This window comes from Cerasicoccus maritimus (assembly GCA_031296935.1).
Taxonomy (GTDB): Bacteria; Verrucomicrobiota; Verrucomicrobiia; order Opitutales; family Cerasicoccaceae; genus Cerasicoccus; species Cerasicoccus maritimus.
The window spans coordinates 60,652-75,863 of sequence record JAVDPD010000001.1 but is presented as its reverse complement, the minus strand read 5'-3'; the positions used below and the strand labels follow the sequence as shown (position 1 = coordinate 75,863).

Here is a 15,212-nt window from a genome sequence, read left to right as displayed (position 1 = left end):
TTTACAGCGCCAGCGCAGCCGACTGATAAGAACGCTGAAGGGCAGTCGCCGCAATGATGCGTACGATTTCATCCTCGTTCAGCATGTCGGTGTTGATCACCAGGTGATAGAGCTCGGGGTCTTCAATGTCTCGGCCAAAACGCGTCCGGAAGAATTCCCGGCGGTTGCGGTCGTCCTTTAGCAAGCGGTCAGCCGCCTCTTTTTCGCAAAGATCAAACGAGTTCTCCAGGTGCAGGAGACGCTGCTTCACGGTGCCAACCAGCCTCACATTGAGCACGTTGCGCATCCCGGCACCAACCACACAAGCGCCACGCCCGACAATGATCACGTGGCCTCGGCCGAGCAGGCGGACGATTGTGTCGCCCACCTTCTCGTGAAGCTCCCACATGGAGGGATGCAGGCCCACGATTTCATTAATGGTCGACTGTAGCTCACTGACACGCGCCTCGGTCATGAATTTCTCCAGATAGCGAGGCATGTGGTGATCGTCGAGGACGCGCTGGATGAGGTTTTTGTCAAACAGCGTCCAGGGTGGGTCGTTATTGGGATCTTCCTGCTCCAGATGTTGGACCAGAAGCTTCGCAATGGTCGTTCCGCGGGCTCCAACTTGCCGCGAAAGCGTGATCGCTGGCAACGGCATGGAGGAGGCATGCACTTGGCCACGGGAGTCCGCCGAGCTCGTAACATAAGCCCGGCATTTTTCAAACAAGCGGGTATCGGACATGGGGTTTCCTTGGTTAGCTGTAAGATAAGCCAGCATGCCCATTCGTTCAAGAGCAAAATGGTATTTCAGAGCCAATATGGGCGGAGCCAAGCAATTTACCGATTCCGAAGCCCTGCGCTTGCTTCACCAAGTCGTCACTAAAATACACCTTGCCTACCTGTAATCGATTATCTGAAAATCCAACACATGAAGTTCCTCCTCGCCGCACTTTGCCTGATGGCCTCGATCAAGCCTGTGTCTGGATTATCGATCGAGGAAACGGCGGGCAGCACCTGGCAGCTGAGCCACCAAGCCGAGGCCGGCAATGCAATGATACTGGAGCAATGCAGCGATCTGGAAGACTGGTCATTGGCCGCAGTTTCACTTTCCGACGGTGAGACGCAGATCCACCCGTTGCCGGACCTGACTCCCCCCGCGTTTTTCCAAGTCAATGAGCTGCCCTCAGTCCGGCTGCCGGTCGTGCTGACTGAGTTTTCGCTACCCATTGGCATCTTCTTCGTCGAGTCGTTTGCCCGGCACCAACTACGCTTTGCGATCCGCACAGAGATCTGGAACCCGACCCCGGTGGACATCGTGAGCCAATCCGAAGACAGCCGCATCTACGCCATTCGCGTCGACGGGCTGCCGCCAGCGACCATTACCAACCTAACCAGCGGAGAAGCGCTCGCAGTGGACATGGACAACTTCTCCACCGAGCTCAACTCTGCCGATCGAGCGAAGATATGGGCATGGGTGGACATGCGATCGACCACATTACCTGCGGGCAATGTCTTCTTTGCCCATGAGCCGGACCCCGAAGTGATCCCGCGAGGATTGAGCCGCGATCTCAGCGGGAGGACCAGCCCCTCAACCGTCGAGGTAAACAGATCGGACCAAATTCAGATAGTGGTCGAACCCGCAGTTTTAAGCGTAAAAATCTTTGAGTACAGTGACGCCAATGCCAGCTTGGCCCCGGATTTCAACGACCCCATTATGGTCATCGATGACCTTTCATTCGAAGGCTTCACCATCGAGCTTACCGGCGAGCAATATAGGCGCTCGACAAGCGGCTCCTATCAATGGTCAGAGGCGAATTTCGGCTATACTTTTCGCCTCAAGGACGGTATAGACCCGGCCTTTCTCTTGCGATCGCTGAGCAGCCATCAACGCACCCTCAGCGCGGCTGGCCCGGACTCGCCCTTTGAAATCATGAGCAATCCAGCGGATTGGCCGGTCGAATGGATTTGGAATTTCCATCCGTTCGACGACTTTAGCGACACCGCTCAAAACAGCACCGAGGGCAATGCGGTCATCATCGCCGTACCCGGCTTTTGACCCCTCGCTGGACTTTTCCGCCAGTGCGGTTTAAGTAAGAAGCATGCCCTACTTAAACATCCAAACGAATCAAGCGCTCAGCCCCGAAGCGCAGGAGAAGTTACTCAGCGAAAGCTCCCAGCTAGTCGCTAGCGCGCTCGGCAAAAGCGAAGACTACATGATGGTCTCCATTCAGGACGACACGCCGATGCTGTTCGGCGGCAAGCCCGCCCCAACCGCTTTCCTGGAAGTAAATTCCCTCGGCATCCCCGCCGGCAAAACCAAGGAAATCTGCAAACAGCTTTGCGCGCTGTTGAACTCCGTCGCCGACATCCCACCCGAGCGCGTTTACGTGAAATTCAACGACGTCCAACGCTCAATGTGGGGCTGGAAGGGCAACATGTTTGGCTAGAGATAACATGAAGTTGCCGGGTCCAGCAAATGCTCAGCCCGGCAATCCGAGCACGCGCGCCAAGCTGGTCGAATACGCCTGACACTTGGTGCGCTACCAGCCCGAATAACCCAGAGAGGACTTCATAGCAAACACCGTGCTTGACTCAAAAAACTTCATAGCAGCACCTTTCTCCCCATTGCATGAATCTGTGGAAACCGCAACTAGAGGGCCCTTCGATTAACCTCACATGATACGAGATTGCGCAACCATTGGAAGACAGACAGGGTGTTTTAAACGGATAAACCAGTCGCAATCCCATACTTGCGCCCGGCGTATGCCCTCCGCATTGTAGCCTCATGGAATCCGATGAAGCCATGCCCTTGCTGCGACGTCTGCGGCAGGAAATCCTCTTTGCCCGACAACGTGTTTACCGGGCCGGTTTACCCACGCCCCTGGAGCAGCTGCCGCTGCCCGACTTCAACGGCGAAATCTGGGTCAAGCGCGAGGACGTCTCGGCCATTAAGGCCTACAAGTGGCGTGGTGCGTTTAACCGCATGGCCGTGCTCACGCCTGAAGAGTCGGCGGCAGGCGTAGTCACTGCCTCGGCCGGTAACCACGCGCAAGGCGTTGCCCTTGCCGCGGGTCTGCTCGGGGTGAAGGCGGATATCTTCATGCCCGGCACCACACCCTCGGTGAAGCAAAACGCCGTGAAGCGCCTCGGCGGAGACCAAGTAACGATCCACCTTGTTGGCGACGCCTATGATGAATCAGTCCAGGCAGCCAAAGACTTTGCATCGCAAAGTAAGGGAACCATCGTCCATGCCTATGACGACCTCCACGTAATGGCGGGCCAGGGCTCCCTGGCGGACGAGGTCATCATGTCTGGAAAGGGTCCGTTCGACGTCGCCTTTCTCCAAATCGGCGGTGGCGGCATGGCGTCCGGCGTCGCCACTTGGCTGAAAATGTTTTGGCCCGACATCAAGCTGATTGGCGTTGAAGGCGTCGATCAGGCCTCGATGAAGGCTGCGCTTGCCGCGGGTAAACCCACGCGCCTCGACCACATCGATATCTTCTGCGACGGCTCGGCTGTCCGCCAAGCCGGCGACCTGCCATTTGAAATTTGCCGTGAGGTGCTCGATGACATCATCACGGTCACCAACCGCGAAGTTTCCGAAGCCATCCGCATCATGTGGGACGGCCTGCGCGCCATCCCTGAGCCAGCTGGAGCGATGGGCCTGGCGGGAGCTTTGCAATGCAAAGCTTCGCTTGCGGGCAAACGCGTGTTGACGGTTTTGTGCGGGGCGAATCTGGATTTTAACAAGCTTGCGCTCATCGCCGAAAGCACCGGCTCAGCGCAGCAGCCACGTCAATTTCTGCGCATCAACATCCCCGAAATACCGGGCGCGATGCTCAAGCTGCTCGACGGTGTCCTGGCCGGAGTCAGCATCAACGACTTCCTCTACGGCAAGACCGACGCCCAGCAAGCCTGGCCGATCTTTGGCCTCGATTGCGACGCCACGCAGCTTGCCGAAATTCAACAGCGCCTCAACGACGGCGGCTACCGCTGGGAAGACGTCTCCGGCAGCGAAGACATCGAGTTCCGCGCCATCGCTTGCAACGGCCCGCTCTTGGAGCACCCGGTGTTTCTCAAGCTCGAGTTTTATGAGCGCCCGGGAGCCCTCCACGACTTCCTGTCCGAGACGATTCGCGGACGCGCAAACTTCTGTTATTTCAACTATCGCTACACCGGCGAACGCATCGGCCGCGCCCTCATTGGCCTCGAGTTTGCCGCAGCAGCGCAGCGCAGTGCATTTCTGGAATGGCTCCCTACCAGCGGCAAGGGCTACCGTAGTTGCCAGCCGCTCCCGGACTCCGTCACCGCCCGCCTCATCTAACGCAGGCAGCGTGCCGCTGCACCCATAGATTTTGCTGCGCAAAATGTGAGGCAACGAATTGTTGCCAGCGAGGCGTGACCAGCCAAAGCGAAGCCATGAATACGCGAGTTAATCTTCCTCCACGATGTTGTTGCGGTCGCTGTTGGCGATGAGTTTGCCAAGGCGGCCCAAGGACCAACTTGCGCGCTCGAAGATGTTCGTGATGAGCATGACTTGATTTCGGCCGTTCGCGGACAGGAGATCCGCTGACGCCAGATAGCGCTTGCGGATTTGCTCCATCGATTCGCCTCGCTCAGCGGTCATGGTTTCGAGCAATGCGCACTCAGCGGGATCGTTGTCTTCCAGCGCGGCAATCGCGGTGAGGATCATCGTGTCGAGCGCTTCGATGATTTGCTGCCCGAGCATCTGCACGTCCGCATTGGTTTGTGCGCTGCTCAGTTCTTCGCAAAGGCTAAAGCACGCATTTTCAATCGTGGTCAACAGCTCCTGCCGGTTCTGCAAATTGATCAGCCACTCCGTGTCTTCCGCCGAGAGCGAATGCGAAATGAGCGAACTTTGGAAATGCAAAATGTGGCGGGAAATCTCCGCATAGGCCTGGTGATACGCAGCGGGCGCAACCGTCGGCGCCGCTTCGCCTTTGCGCAGGCTGGCCAGGTATTGGGGCAGACGCTGGAGCAGGCGAAATTGCTCTTTCTCGCAAAGCATCAGGCCCGCCACCGGACTGCTCGCCATGCCGTCCTGTAGGTATTCCGGCTGCGAGAGCTCCTCCGTTTCCGAGGGCGGCGACATGCGTTCGCAGGCCGAAATGAAGCGCCCAATGCTCAGCGTTAGCAACAGCGGCGTCACCAAGTTCATCAACAGCGCGACAATCGCCGCCTGCACTTCTACTTCGTCAGCCAGAGACTTGGCCAAGTCATGCAGCAAGTGCTTGTCGGAAATTTGCTCCACGAAAAACAGGGCCAGAAACAGCGCCACTGCCACGAGGTTATAAAGAATCTGCGCCCAAACCAGTTGCTGAGCGCGCCCCTTGAAATGCGCGCCCGTTAGGTAAGTGATCACGCTTGAGCCAACATGCGTGCCGTAGATCACCATCACTGCGTGCTCGAAGTCAAAGAAACCGCTGCTGGCCATAGCCAATGTAATCAGAATGATCGCCATGTGCGACTGGCAGATCACCGTCAGCGCCAGCCCGATGACAAATGCGAAGATGAACGACTGGTTAATCAGCTCCATCGAATCCTCAAACCAGCCGTAGTGCGTAAACTCACGCGCGGCCGCCGAGATTTCCGCGAGGCCAAATAACATCAATGACAAGCCAAAGACCGCGGTGACGCCTGTCTTCCATTTCTTCGGTATTTCAAAGGCCGTGCAAATGCCACTCACACCGAGCACGAACAGCACAAAATAATCAAAGGGAAATACCGCCGCGAAGACAATCAGCGTGCAACCGAGGTTCGCCCAAAGTACGAGCGGCGTCGCCGAACGCACCTCCACGATCCGCCCCTGCACCAGGCTGGCGAGAATCAGCGAAGTCGTGCGCCCACTCTGCGTGGCAAAGCCCGACACCGCACCCCAAAACGCCGCCACGACGACATTGGCGCTCATCTTGCGCGCCAACCGCCTAAACGGTCCACTGGCCATGACGCGCAAATTTTTGTTGAGCATTTTAATGCCAACAAAAAAAAGGCCCAGACCGGCCAGGATGTAGAGCAGTTGCTTGGTCATTTGGTTCGCAGCGGAGCCTTAGCGAGATCTCGCATACGTTCAAGTCCAACCACTTAGGGCCACACGTCAACGGAATGTCGCCCCTACCTGTGACGGCGAGGTGAAATTTGTTGCCTGCTCCGCACGAAAATCCCAGCATCGCGCCATGCACCACGACGCCCTCGCTGACCAACTGACCTTCCGCACGATGAGCCGCGAAGAGCTCGATATCGCCGTCCAATGGGCCGCCCGCGAAGGCTGGAACCCCGGCAAGCACGACGCCGATATTTTCTGGGCCACGGACCCCGAGGGCTTCGTCGCGGCTTGCCTCGATGGCGAAGTCGTCGGCACAGGCTCCATCGTCAACTACGGCGGCGCGTTCGGCTTCATGGGCTTCTTCATCATGCGGCCCGACCTACGCAACAAGGGCCTCGGCACGAAGTTCTGGTTCTGGCGCCGCGACACGCTCAAGGGCAAGCTCCAGCCCGGCGCCGCGATCGCCATGGATGGCGTGTTCGACATGCAGGACTGGTATGCCAAGGGCGGTTTCCAATTTACCCATCGCAACCTGCGCATGGCCGGCGTCGGCAAGGCCGGGCAGCCCAAGGGCAAGATGCTGGAGCTCTCCGATGCGCCGTTTAGCGACGTCCTGGCCTACGACACGAAGCACTTTGGCTTTGCCCGCGAGGAGTTTCTCCGCCGCTGGATCAACCCCGCGGAAGGCCTCGCGCTCGGCGCCGTAAAGGACGGCCAGCTCGCCGGCATGGGCGTGGTCCGCGCCTGCCAGGAAGGCTACAAAATTGGCCCCCTGTTCGCTGACGACGCCCAGACCGCCGCCGACCTCTTTGCCGCCCTCAGCGACCGCGCCTGCGGCGAGCCACTCTTCCTCGACACCCCCGAGAACAACCCTGCCGCCCTCGCCCTCGCCGAGGCCAACGGCATGCAGGAAGTCTTCGGCTGCGCCCGCATGTATTACGGCCCCGCGCCCACGCTCCCCTGGGCGAACATCTACGGCATCACGACGTTTGAGCTTGGCTAATCAGGCACAAAAGAACTGCTAAGCATTTTTTGTATCCATTTAACACTGGACAACGCTATGCGACGCTGTTGCCATAGAAACCATGTCCCTCGGCTACAGTAGTTTTTCAGCCTCTAGCGTTACAATTGAAAACGCTGGCGGGGGAGTGGTATACGATGCACAGCTGAATCTAGAGATTTACGACTTGAGCAACGTCACTAGCCTCCCACTGGACTTTAGCACCTTGGTCGAAGACGACTCGGGCACCTTGTTCGGAGACGACTTGGGCACGCTGCTCGTTTTGGGCTCTAGCACGTGGACGCACGTGGATGTGCCTTTCTACGGTGGAACGACCTACAATAACGACTTCATCTCCATCAACGATCAAATACCATGGGCAAGTGTGCCCGAGCCTTTGGCTTTCTGGCTACCGCTAGTCGCGCTGCTCGGAGTTTGTGCGTATCGATTGCGCCGCTCACGCCTTCGCAAGACTAATCCCTGAGCTAAATTGGTCATCCTCCGCATCCTTCTCGCTTTGGCGGCAGCAATCGGCGGGGCGATGCTGATGGCTGGACTACTCACCTTTCATGCCCAGCAAACCGAGCGTGACTTGGCCGCTAACAAGAGCGGTTCCCTATTCGATGTCGTCTTGGCTTGGACTGGTCTAGCAGCCGCCATCGCCGCTTTTCATCGCTGGAAACTCGACCCCGAGGCGCGCCAAAGCTTCCTGATCGGCGCGGCGCTTTTACTGGTTTCGACCGGCGCATTATGGGCAACGTTCTAACTGTCGCAACGCCGCCCCAGCATTAGCATAAATAATTTGCTAAATTAGTGTAAGTTTCGCTTGCCAAGCGAGCAAATAACGGATTACGTAAATACCCGATAGCTTGTTCTCCTCATCACCCCTGATGACCGGTCGGTTCGCCCCACGAACCGGCCGGCTTTGTTTTTACAGGGTTGCCTAGGGGACAATGACCCGCTTGACTGCGCCGTCATGAGTTACCCACTTCGCTCACTCTTACTAGTCGTCTTAACTGCGCTGGCCGCTACCGGCGCGCGCGCTGAGTCCATTCCGGGGGACTTCGAACAGCAGTTCGACGAGCGCAGCAAAAGCGTCGTCGCGGTGGAATATTTCATCCAGAACGACATCGACCGCACGCCGATGACTGCCATCGGCATCGTTTTCGATGACCAGGGGCACATCATCCTGCTTGATGGCTCAGTCCCAGGCTGGGTGCCGCCCGAACGTTTTAAAGACTTCAAGGTCAAGGTCCTCGGCGAAGACGGAGACGGCTGGGACGCGACTTACGTCGGCCAAAACTACATCAGCACCTGGCACTACCTGAAGGTGGATGAAGCCGCGATGCAGGAGCTGAAGCCAATCCAGGACTTCGGCCAAGCCAAGCTCAAGACTGGCTCCTTTGTGTGGGGGATCGCGGTGATGGGAGACAGCTGGAACTTCACGCCCTACTTCCTCAGCGCCCGTGTGAGCGCACAAAAGCCGCTGCCCTGGCTGGTGGGCTTCGGCGACCGGCCCGTCACCTCGCCCGGCTCCATCGTCTTCGACGCGCAAGGGCAGTTTGCTGGCTGGGGAGGCCCGCCCACCACCGACGAAAAAATCCTCTACATGAACGGCCGTAAGTTCAACGCCGCCGTGCAAATGGTCCGCGAATCCAACGCCTTCATCACGGCTGAAGTCTTCATGAAATACGCCGCTATGATCCCCACCGTGGTCAGCGGCGAAAAGCGCCCGTGGCTCGGCGTTTCCGGCATGCAGGCGCTCGACCGCGAAGTCGCCGAAATAATGGGCCTCACCGACCAAGGCGCGCTCAGCGTGAGCGATGTTGTGGAAAACAGCCCTGCTGCGAATGCTGGCCTCAAGTCGCGCGACATCGTGATCGGCATCAACGGCGAAAAGCTGCCCAAGTTCTCCCCCGACTTCGTGACGACCCAGTGGTTTGAAAAAGCCATCCTGGAAACCGAGGTCGGTGAGAAGGTCACGCTCGACGTCATCAGTGGCAACAACGGCAAGGAGATCGAAATCGTCATTGGCGAACAGCCGATCAACCTCAAGGAAGCCAAGCGCGAATACTTCGACAACCTCGGCATGTCCGCCCGTGAGTTTACCCTCGTCGACGCCCTCTCCAAGCGCGAACTCCGCGCCGATATCGACGCCGCCATCGTGGACTTCATCAAGCCGAACAGCCCCGTCCAATCCGCTGAGCTCCAGCCCGGCGACTGGATAAAGGAAGTCGATGGCCAAGCCGTGGACAGCTATGCGGCTGCCATCGCCGCGCTCGAAGCAGCCAACAACGACACCGCCCGCGAAGAGCTGCTCCTCCTCATCGAGCGCAACAACGAGACCAAAGTTCTCCGCGCTAAACTGAAGTAATAAAAAATGTTGAATTCAGAATTATGAATGATGAAAGCCATCGCGTAAACTGACACAGCTTGCCAGGGACACGCATGTTTCATAATTCTGAATTCATAATTCATCATTTCCATCCATGATCATCCCCAATGAACCGAAGCTGACCGAGGCCCAGTTGGCCGAAGTCCATGCCATCGTTGCAGAATTCGGCTGCACGATTCAGCCCATCGTCGGCGCCAAGCGCAGCATCTACGCCATCCTTGGCGACGAGCGTCACGAGACGATGATCAACCGCATCCTCGGCTTGGAATACGTCGACCGCGTGGACCAGATCGACTCGCCCTACCGGCTCATGGATATCCATTCCGAGCTGGCCAATGGCGAGTTCTTTATCACCGGCGTCAGCGTCGGCCGCCAGCCTTTGTTCATTGCCGGTCATTGCACGATCGATCCCAAGCAGCCTAACCTCTTTTACGAAACCGCCGAGGCCCTCAAGGAAGCCGGTGCCCACATGTTGCGCGGCGGCGTATGGAAGCCCCGCACCATGCCCTACTCTTACCAGGGCGACCAGAAGGCGCTCGAAATTCTGCTCGAAGCGCGTGAACGCACCGGCCTGCCAATCAACACCGAAGTCATGGACAACGAGCAGCTCCAGCTCGTCACCAAGGCCAAGGTAGACATGATTCAAATCGGCGCCCGCAACGCGCTCAACTACCCGCTCCTGCGCAAGATCGGTGCCGCCACCGCCGGTACGCAGACCGCCGTGCTGCTCAAGCGCGGACGCCCCATGGCGCCGGTCGACGAATTCCTGGCCGCCGCCGAATACATTGCCGCCGCCGGCAACCCCAACATCCTCCTTTGCCCACGCGGCACCCTGCCGGCGATGAACGGCTACCGCAACCACCCCGACGAATGCATCACGCAACTCCTCAAGGAAAAGACCTGGGCAGCGGTCGTGGTCGACCCGTCGCACTCGGTGGGTCGCGCGCGTTACGTGCCCGGTGCCGCGCTCGCTGCGATGGCTTACGGCGCGGACGGCGTAGTCGTGGAAGCACACATTGACCCGAGTCACGGCATCGGCGACGACCCCAAGCAGTCCATCACACCCGACGTCTGCAAAACGCTCTTTGAAGACGCCGCCAAGGTCTGGGAACTACGCCGCAAATACAACGCGCCAGCGGGTTAAAGGATAACGTCTCGCTGGCTTTCCGGTCTTCCTGTTTTAAAACACGCATTGCCAGTTTTTGCTGGTTCGCCTTTAGCGAAGTAGCTAGCCTCCCCTCATGCCGAATTTACGCCAGCTGCAACAACCTGAGTACATGCTGTCCATCGCTGCGGTGGTGATCTTTGCGGTGTTCTTTTCGTTGGCGCGGCCGGGGTTTTCGCAGATCAAAAGCCCCGAGGGGAAATACCAAATCTGGGTCGACATCGAACAAGCGGCCAAAGCCGGCGACCTCGACCCAAACTTCGTTTACGCGATCTGCGTGGCCGAAAGCACCCTCGATCCGCGCGCCAACAGTGGCTATGCCAAGGGCCTTATGCAGCTCAGCAAAGTCGCCTGGAAAGAGGTCAGCAAACGCCCCTACTCACAGGCTTACAACCCAAAGGCGAACCTCGAAGTCGGTGTGGCGTATCTCAACCACCTCAAGGATTTCCTCAACGAAAACAACGCCTTCAGCTACTCTAACCTCGCCGCGAGCTACCGCTACGGCCCCTATGCGCTGAAGGATGCCGACTTCCGCCCGAGCCGCCTCGACAAGCCGCACAACCTGATTTACCAGCAACTGTTTGCCGGCGTGACCGACCCCGTGGAAATCCCGCAAGCCCCCGCGCAATAAGCGTTTCTACATTACTGGCCCTGCAAATTTGAAGCGGGCGAGATCATTCTTGATACCGGTTGGCTGACTCTCTCATCCGTCAACGCCAATACGACCAAGCAAGTCTGCGAGCAAACGACGAACGCCGCAATCGACACCGGCATTGACGACGTGCGCGCCGGACGGCGGAAAATTAACCATCGAAGCCGGCAGCGCCAAGCTACTCACCGTCAACGCGTAATCCAAGCTCAAGCGGCTACGGAGGAACGCAGGCCAGCGTTCCAGCCTTGACCCCGCCCGCGAAAGCTTACCCGATGTTAGGTTCTCCTCATGAAAAACAATCTTCGAGAGAACCACGTTGAGATCCTCGCGCCCGCCGGGGATTATGCTTCGCTGCAAGCCGCCATCGACGCTGGCGCCGACGCCGTTTACTTCGGCCTGGCGCAGCTCAACATGCGCGCCCGCGCGCGTCGTTCGTTTCACCTTGAGGACTTGCCGGAGATCATGCGCCGCTGCCGCGAGGCCAACATCCGCGGCTACCTGACGCTCAACACGCTGCTCTACGACCACGACTTGAAGCTCTGTTTCGAGCTGCTCGAAGTCGCGCAAAAAGAAGGCGTCCACGCGGTCATCGCGGCCGACATGGCATGCATCCTGAAGGCCCGCGAGCTCGGTTTGGAAGTTCACTTGTCCACGCAGCTGTCCGTTTCCAATTTCGAGTCGTTTAAATTTTACGCGCAGTTTGCCGACCGCATCGTGCTGGCGCGCGAGCTCAACCTGTCGCTGATTCGCAAGATTCGGCAGCAGGTCGTCGCCGCGGATTTGCGTGGACCGAGCGGCCGCATTGTGGAGATCGAAGCCTTTGCTCACGGCGCGTTGTGCATCGCGGTGTCGGGCCGCTGCGGCATGTCGCTTTACACGGACAACGCCTCGGCCAACCGCGGCGCGTGCATCCAAAACTGCCGCAAGGAATACATCGTTACCGACAAGGAAACCGGCCAGCAGCTCGAAGTGGACAACAACTTCGTCATGTCGCCGAGCGATATTTCCACGATTGAATTTCTCGACCAAGTCATCGACGCCGGCGTCCACACGCTAAAGATCGAAGGCCGCGCGCGCTCACCCGAATACGTAAAGCTCGTCATCCGCGCCTACCGCCGAGCAGTCGATGCGATTCACGCTGGCGCGTATAACCCGCAGTTTGTCGAGCAGCTTCAGGGCGACCTCAAAAAGGTTTACAACCGCGATCATTCGAGCGGTTATTACCTCGGCCGCCAGCAAGGCTGGTCGAACGCCTATGGCTCCAAGGCGACTCACCAGAAGCTCATGGCTGGCCACGTGACGCATTACTACGCGAAGATCGGCGTGGCGGAAATCAAGGCCATCCGCGAAGTCAAAGTCGGCGACGAATTTGTCATTATCGGCGAAACGAGCGGCGTCGTCGAAGGCAAGGTGGAGGCCATTCACCTCGATGCCGGTCCCGTGGAAAAAGTGAAGTCCGGCGATGTCTTCAGCATCAAAGTTCCCGAGCGCGTGCGCCCCAATGACAAGTGCTACCTGATGGTTCCCGTCGCCCAACCTCAGCCCGCCACCGCTCAATGAAGATGATTTCCATCGCGCACAAAAAGCCCGAGTGCATCGGCTGCATGCTGTGCGCAGAGGTCGCGCCCGGCTATTTTCAGATGGACGAAAACGGCGAGGCGCAGCTGATCAACGTCATCCGCCGCGACAAAGTTTTCGAATACAGCGAGGGCTTCCCCGAAGACCAGGCCGCGCTCGAAGAAGCCGAAGCCGGCTGCCCCGTCAACATCATCCGCCAGCGAGCATCCTGCTCGACCGATTGATTTGCCCATTGGGCAAATGCCACTCCGATGCCGCGGCTTGTCTGGAGACTGCGCCCTACCTGACTCCACAAAAAAGCCCTGCCGTTGCCAGCAGGGCTTTTGCAAAATTCTTTGGGTGCGACTTAGCTCAGGTAAGAGCAGCAGTAGTCGGCGCCGCCGTCCTTCACCTTGAGGAAGAACTTCGAGCTGCCGGGCACATCGAAGGAATCACCAGCGGTGTAGGTCTTCCACTCTTCGGAGCCGTCGAGGCGGACTTCCATCTCGCCGCCCAGCATTTCCATGAGCTCGGGCGCTTCAGTGCCAAACTCGTAATCACCGGCTTGCATGAAGCCGAGCGTCTTCTTCGTGCCATCGGCAAACACGACGGTGCGGCTGGTCACCTTGCCGTCGAAGTAAACATTGGCTTTCTTGAGGATCTGAACGTTGTCAAAGGTTTCGAACATGCGCCCTATCTCGGCACGCCGCCCGGAAATAGCAACGCCATTTTTTCTAGCCATTTTTGGCAAAACTACGTTCGTAATCTGCCACATGGTGAGCCAACCCAGACAAAATGATAGACGGAGCATGCGCCCCAGATTAAGCGAAACCCGGTTTGCTCATACGGCAACTTCATGTTATCTCCAGTGAGCACGAGTGAGAGCTACTCACTATTAGTCAGAGCTACTGAAAGCCACTCAGTGGCGCCGAAAACTAGACATAATATAAAAAAAGTGCCCCACGCAGCCAATATAGCCCACGCAGCCTGTGTAGCCAGCCGAGTCATTGGCGAATTCCAAAAACCTGCTATAATTACCTCCGAAATCAGCAAACCAAGCCCAGCAACACATTAGCCAGACTTTTTCCTTTTTCCTTTAATCTTTTTCCTCCCAACCTAATCTCCCAGCAAACATCATGACTATGACGACTGTTAAACCTCGCGTCCGCGGCTTCATCTGCGTGACCTCCCACCCCACCGGCTGCGCCAAGCACGTGCAGGAACAAATCGACTACGTGAAGGGCAATGGCCCGATCGAAGGCGGCCCCAAGAAGGTGCTCATCATCGGTGCCTCGACCGGCTATGGCCTCTCCACCCGCATCACCGCCGCCTTTGGCTGCGGCGCCGACACGCTCGGCGTTTTCTTCGAGCGCCCCAGCGACAAGGGCCGCCCCGCCTCCGCTGGCTGGTATAACTCCGCCGCCTTCGAGCAATACGCCACCGAGGCCGGCCTCTACGCCAAGAGCATCAACGGCGACGCCTTTTCCAACGAAATCCGCCAGCAAACCATCGACACCCTCAAGGCCGACCTCGGCCAGGTAGACCTCGTCGTTTACTCGCTGGCCTCCCCCGTCCGCGTCGATCCGGCCACGGGCGAGAAATACAAGAGCGTGCTCAAGCCGATCGGCGAAGAGTTCACCGCCAAGAGCGTCGACACCGACAAGGAGCTGATCACCGAAGCCTCCCTCCCCCCCGCGACCGAGGAAGACATCGCCAACACCCAGAAGGTCATGGGCGGCGAAGACTGGACTCTGTGGATGAACGCCCTGCGCGAAGCCGACGCCCTGGCCCCTGGCGCCAAGGCCGTGGCCTACAGCTACATCGGGCCCGTCCTCACTTACCCGATCTACCGCGAAGGCACCATCGGCAAGGCCAAGGAACACCTTGAGTCCACCGCGGGCGAACTCCGCATCGCTGGCTACGACGCGTATGTATCCGTCAACAAGGCGCTCGTCACCCAGGCCAGCTCGGCGATCCCGGTGGTCCCGCTTTACATTTCGATCCTTTACAAGGTCATGCGCGAAAAGGGCATCCACGAAGGCTGCATCGAGCAGATGGACCGCATGTTCCGCGAAAAGATTTACGGCGCAAGCGGCGTCGTGACCGACGAAAAGGACCTGATCCGCGTCGACGACTGGGAAATGCGCGAAGACGTCCAGGAAGCCGCCACCGCCATCTGGCCAACGATCTCCACGGACAACCTCAAGAGCGACACCGACTTCGAATTCTACCAAAGCGAGTTCCTGAAGCTATTCGGCTTCGGCCTCGACGGCGTGGACTACGACGCCGAAGTCGAAATCGAAGTCCCCATCCCCAGCATCGGGTAGGACGCGAGGTTAACTACGAATCGCGCGAATTTTCGCGAATCCAGAAATACGCGATCCTTAAGTTATACTT

Annotated in this window: 16 protein-coding genes; 12 read left to right on the top strand and 4 right to left on the bottom strand. The window is 58.3% G+C overall.

The genetic code is table 11. From position 1 onward, the window contains the following. Nucleotide 1: 1 nt before the first annotated feature. Nucleotides 2–724: a cytidylate kinase-like family protein gene (locus RBB62_RS00345; RefSeq protein WP_309395900.1), complete on the bottom strand. Its 723-nt coding sequence runs from the start codon at nt 722–724 to the stop codon at nt 2–4. Nucleotides 725–910: 186 nt separating this feature from the next. Between RBB62_RS00345 and RBB62_RS00340 the strand changes: the two genes are divergently transcribed. The 3 genes from RBB62_RS00340 to RBB62_RS00330 all read left to right on the top strand — a co-directional run bounded on the left by RBB62_RS00340 (nt 911) and on the right by RBB62_RS00330 (nt 4,306). Continuing rightward, nucleotides 911–2,038 (top strand): hypothetical protein, encoded by a 1,128-nt coding sequence (locus RBB62_RS00340; RefSeq protein WP_309395898.1) that lies wholly within the window; start codon nt 911–913, stop codon nt 2,036–2,038. Between the two features lie 43 nt (nt 2,039–2,081). Beyond that, on the top strand, nt 2,082–2,429 hold the full coding sequence (locus tag RBB62_RS00335; protein WP_309395897.1) for a phenylpyruvate tautomerase MIF-related protein: 348 nt from the start codon (nt 2,082–2,084) through the stop codon (nt 2,427–2,429). Nucleotides 2,430–2,767: 338 nt separating this feature from the next. Beyond that, nucleotides 2,768–4,306, top strand: a complete 1,539-nt coding sequence (locus tag RBB62_RS00330; protein ID WP_309395895.1) for a pyridoxal-phosphate dependent enzyme — start codon at nt 2,768–2,770, stop codon at nt 4,304–4,306. Between the two features lie 108 nt (nt 4,307–4,414). Here the strand turns inward: RBB62_RS00330 and RBB62_RS00325 are convergent, their stop codons facing one another. Next, nucleotides 4,415–6,031, bottom strand: coding sequence for a Na/Pi cotransporter family protein (locus RBB62_RS00325; protein WP_309395893.1), 1,617 nt, complete (start codon nt 6,029–6,031; stop codon nt 4,415–4,417). A gap of 145 nt (nt 6,032–6,176) precedes the next feature. On the opposite strand from RBB62_RS00325, the gene RBB62_RS00320 reads away from it, so the two are divergent. The 6 genes from RBB62_RS00320 (at nt 6,177) to RBB62_RS00295 (ending at nt 11,237) form a co-directional block, all read left to right on the top strand. Continuing rightward, a complete protein-coding gene (locus RBB62_RS00320; protein ID WP_309395891.1) occupies nt 6,177–7,049 on the top strand; it encodes a GNAT family N-acetyltransferase in 873 nt (290 codons plus the stop codon). Nucleotides 7,050–7,131: 82 nt separating this feature from the next. Continuing rightward, the gene (locus RBB62_RS00315; RefSeq protein ID WP_309395890.1) at nt 7,132–7,530 is read left to right on the top strand and encodes a hypothetical protein; all 399 of its coding nucleotides are present in this window, start codon (nt 7,132–7,134) and stop codon (nt 7,528–7,530) included. Nucleotides 7,531–7,536: 6 nt separating this feature from the next. Next, nucleotides 7,537–7,812, top strand: coding sequence for a hypothetical protein (locus RBB62_RS00310; RefSeq protein WP_309395888.1), 276 nt, complete (start codon nt 7,537–7,539; stop codon nt 7,810–7,812). A gap of 210 nt (nt 7,813–8,022) precedes the next feature. Continuing rightward, the gene (locus RBB62_RS00305; protein WP_309395886.1) at nt 8,023–9,420 is read left to right on the top strand and encodes a PDZ domain-containing protein; all 1,398 of its coding nucleotides are present in this window, start codon (nt 8,023–8,025) and stop codon (nt 9,418–9,420) included. 115 nt (nt 9,421–9,535) lie between these two features. Continuing rightward, a complete protein-coding gene (locus RBB62_RS00300; RefSeq protein WP_309395884.1) occupies nt 9,536–10,585 on the top strand; it encodes an N-acetylneuraminate synthase family protein in 1,050 nt (349 codons plus the stop codon). Nucleotides 10,586–10,682: 97 nt separating this feature from the next. Beyond that, a complete protein-coding gene (locus RBB62_RS00295) occupies nt 10,683–11,237 on the top strand; it encodes a transglycosylase SLT domain-containing protein (RefSeq protein WP_309395882.1) in 555 nt (184 codons plus the stop codon). A 72-nt stretch (nt 11,238–11,309) separates the two neighbouring features. Here the strand turns inward: RBB62_RS00295 and RBB62_RS00290 are convergent, their stop codons facing one another. Next, complete coding sequence (locus RBB62_RS00290; protein ID WP_309395880.1) at nt 11,310–11,468, bottom strand: hypothetical protein; 159 nt, start codon at nt 11,466–11,468, stop codon at nt 11,310–11,312. Between the two features lie 78 nt (nt 11,469–11,546). On the opposite strand from RBB62_RS00290, the gene RBB62_RS00285 reads away from it, so the two are divergent. Continuing rightward, nucleotides 11,547–12,818 carry a peptidase U32 family protein gene (locus RBB62_RS00285; protein ID WP_309395878.1) on the top strand — a complete coding sequence of 424 codons (1,272 nt, stop codon included), beginning with the start codon at nt 11,547–11,549 and terminating at the stop codon, nt 12,816–12,818. Then, nucleotides 12,815–13,060 carry a ferredoxin gene (locus tag RBB62_RS00280; protein WP_309395876.1) on the top strand — a complete coding sequence of 82 codons (246 nt, stop codon included), beginning with the start codon at nt 12,815–12,817 and terminating at the stop codon, nt 13,058–13,060. Before RBB62_RS00285 ends, RBB62_RS00280 begins: the two co-directional genes overlap by 4 nt. Before the next feature lie 122 nt (nt 13,061–13,182). On the opposite strand, the gene ppnP is transcribed toward RBB62_RS00280, so the two are convergent. Beyond that, entirely contained in the window at nt 13,183–13,503 is a 321-nt protein-coding gene (ppnP, locus tag RBB62_RS00275) for a pyrimidine/purine nucleoside phosphorylase (RefSeq protein WP_343219057.1), read from the bottom strand. Between the two features lie 454 nt (nt 13,504–13,957). Between ppnP and fabV the strand changes: the two genes are divergently transcribed. Next, nucleotides 13,958–15,142 (top strand): enoyl-ACP reductase FabV, encoded by a 1,185-nt coding sequence (fabV, locus tag RBB62_RS00270; protein ID WP_309395872.1) that lies wholly within the window; start codon nt 13,958–13,960, stop codon nt 15,140–15,142. Nucleotides 15,143–15,212 lie beyond the last annotated feature (70 nt).